The sequence below is a fragment of the Micromonospora sp. NPDC049089 genome (genome assembly GCF_040648775.1).
Classification (GTDB): domain Bacteria; phylum Actinomycetota; class Actinomycetes; order Mycobacteriales; family Micromonosporaceae; genus Micromonospora.
On record NZ_JBEZEH010000150.1, the window covers coordinates 1 to 2,819 of the forward strand.

At 73.5% G+C, this 2,819-nt stretch carries 2 protein-coding genes; both read left to right on the forward strand.

Annotated elements, in window-relative coordinates; translation table 11 throughout:
• Window positions 1–205 precede the first annotated feature (205 nt).
• Window positions 206–1,318, forward strand: coding sequence for a TOMM precursor leader peptide-binding protein (locus tag AB0B48_RS23310; protein ID WP_357204775.1), 1,113 nt, complete (start codon window positions 206–208; stop codon window positions 1,316–1,318).
• Window positions 1,315–2,661, forward strand: coding sequence for an AarF/ABC1/UbiB kinase family protein (locus tag AB0B48_RS23315; protein WP_357204777.1), 1,347 nt, complete (start codon window positions 1,315–1,317; stop codon window positions 2,659–2,661). Before AB0B48_RS23310 ends, AB0B48_RS23315 begins: the two co-directional genes overlap by 4 nt.
• The last annotated feature ends 158 nt before the right edge of the window (window positions 2,662–2,819 follow it).

Below are 2,819 nucleotides of genomic sequence, written 5' to 3' on the forward strand. Positions count from 1 at the left end.
TACGTGCCCCAGTCGGGGTGCCACCCCACCCCCGTCGCCAGATCGGGAGTGGTGACACCGCTGCGGTAGCCCTGTCGGGTGGCCGACAACAGGTGGGAAGGGCTGTGGAAAACTCGTGAAATCCTGTGGATAGCGCTGGATAGCGGCCTGACCGCCTGTGGACAACGATCGACCGAACGCGAAGGTGCGGTCACGATTCGTGACCATGAGCCGCACCGTACTGCCCCGCCCCACCCTGCTTCCCGGTCTCAACCGGCTCTGGCGGGACCGACACACCCTCCAGCTCGGCGTCGGCCCCGGGCCGGCCGCCCTACTGGAGTTGGCCAACCCCCGCGCTGCCCACCTGCTCGACCTGCTCGACGGCACCCGCAGCGAGCGGGCCGTGCTGATCCATGCGGCTTCCGCCCAGGTCAGCGCCGACGACGCGCGTACCCTGCTCGACACCCTGCGGGCCGCCGGCCTGTTGGTGGCCGCGCACAGCCTGCTCCCCCGCGACCTGACCGGCCCGGTCCGCGCCCGGCTCGCGGCGGAGGCCGGCGCGCTGGCCCTGGCCGCCGCCCGACTGCCCGGCACCCCCGCGCAGGTCCTGCGTAGGCGGCGGGCGGCCCGCGTCCTGCTCACCGGTGCCGGGGCGCTCGGCGGGCCGCTGACCGTGGCACTGGCCCAGTCCGGCGTGGGGCAGGTGATTCCCCAGCTCACCGGCTCGGTACGCCCCGTCGATCTGATCGGCACGGGCATTCCCGCCGCCGAACTGGGTCGGCCGCTCGCACCGGCGGTGCGGGCCGCGGTCAACCGCGTCGCACCCGGCACCGTCACCCGTCCGACCCGCGCAGGGCGGATCGACCTCGTGATCCAGCTCGGCACGGACCGGCCCCCGGCGCTGCTGGCCGCCGGTCTCGCCCAGCGTCGGCAGCCGCACCTGCTGGTCACACTGCGCGAGGGCGTACCGGTGATCGGGCCGTTGGTCCGCCCACCCGCCGGGCCCTGCCTGCACTGCGTCGAGCTGCACCGGGCCGACCGCGACCCGGACTGGCCCCGGCTCGCCGCGCAACTCGCCGCCGCCGACCCGGTGGCCGCCGCCACGACCGGCACGCTGCTCGTCGCCTGCGGGTACGCCCTGGCCGAGGCGCTGACGCAGCTGGACGGCGGCCACCCGGAGACGCTGGGCAGCGCCATGGAGATCACCGGCGCCGGCCGTTTCCGTCGTCGGGGCTGGCCGCCACACCCGGCATGTGCGTGCTCGCGAGGGCGAGTGTCCGCACCAGCCCAGCCGCAGAGCAGCAGCGGGGCCCTCCGGTCGGTAACAATGACCGGGTGACCGACATCCCGCGCCGCGCCGTGTCCCGCACCGCCAAGCTCGCCGCCCTGCCGCTCGGCTTCGCCGGCCGGACCGTTCTCGGGATGGGTAAGCGCGTCACCGGGCTGGCCTCCGACGTGATCTCCGCGGAGATTCAGCAGCGCACCGCCGAGCAACTGTTCAGCGTGCTGGGCCAGCTCAAGGGCGGGGCGATGAAGTTCGGCCAAGCGCTGTCGGTCTTCGAGGCCGCCTTGCCGGAGGAGATCGCCGCGCCCTACCGGCAGGCGCTGACGAAGTTGCAGGAGGCGGCACCACCACTGCCGGCCGCCAGCGTGCACAAGGTGCTGGCCGAGCAGCTCGGCCCCGACTGGCGGGACCTGTTCGTCGAGTTCAACGACGTCCCGGCCGCCGCCGCGAGCATCGGTCAGGTGCACCGGGCGCGGTGGCGCGAGCCGGGCGTCGACGAGTCGGGCGAACCGAACAGCCGCGACGTGGCGGTCAAGATCCAGTATCCGGGGGCCGGCGACGCCCTGCTCGCCGATCTCAAGCAGCTCTCCCGACTGGGCGGAATGTTCCGGGCCATCCAGCCCGGCCTGGACGTCAAGCCGCTCCTGGCCGAGCTTCGCGAACGGATCACCGAGGAGTTGGACTACGAGCTGGAGGCCGAGTCGCAGCGCACCTTCGCCGCCGCGTACGCCGACGACCCGGAGATCTACATCCCCGAGGTGATCAATGCCTCGCCCCGAGTGCTGGTCACCGAATGGGTGACCGGCACCCCGCTGGCCGACATCATCCGCGAAGGCACCGAGGAGGATCGGGACGAGGCGGGTCGGTTGATGGCCACCCTGCACCTCTCCGCGCCGCAACGGGCCGGGCTGCTGCACGCCGACCCGCACCCGGGAAACTTCCGGCTGCTGCCCGACGGTCGACTCGGGGTGATCGACTTCGGTGCGGTGGCCCGGATGCCGGAGGGCACCCCGGAGCCGATCGGTCGTATCGCCGCGACGGCGCTGCGCGGCGACGCCGACGAGGTCGTGGCGGGGCTGCGGTCGGAGGGGTTCATCGGCTCGGCCGAGGAGATCGACGCCGAGGGGGTGCTCGACTTCATCCGCCCCATGCTGGAGCCCATAGCGGCGGACGGCTTCCGGTTCACCCGGGCCTGGCTACGGGCCGAGGCGGGTCGACTGGCCAGCCCTCGCTCCCCCACGTACCAGCTGAGCAGGCAGCTCAACCTGCCACCGTCGTACCTGCTGATCCACCGGGTGACGCTCGGGTCGATCGGGGTGCTCTGTCAGTTGGAGGCGAAGGCGCCGTACCGAAGCATCCTGGAGCGCTGGCTGCCCGGTTTCGCACCGGTCGCCTGACCGTCGAGGCCCGGGGCGGCTGATCACGTCGAGGCCCGGGCGGCTGATCACGTCGAGGCCCGGGCGGCTGATCACATGGGGAAGGGGGGGGGGCGGTCGGGCCCCCCCCCGCTGGGGGGGGGGGGGGTTGTGTACGCCCAGGTCGCGGGCGGCCCGGG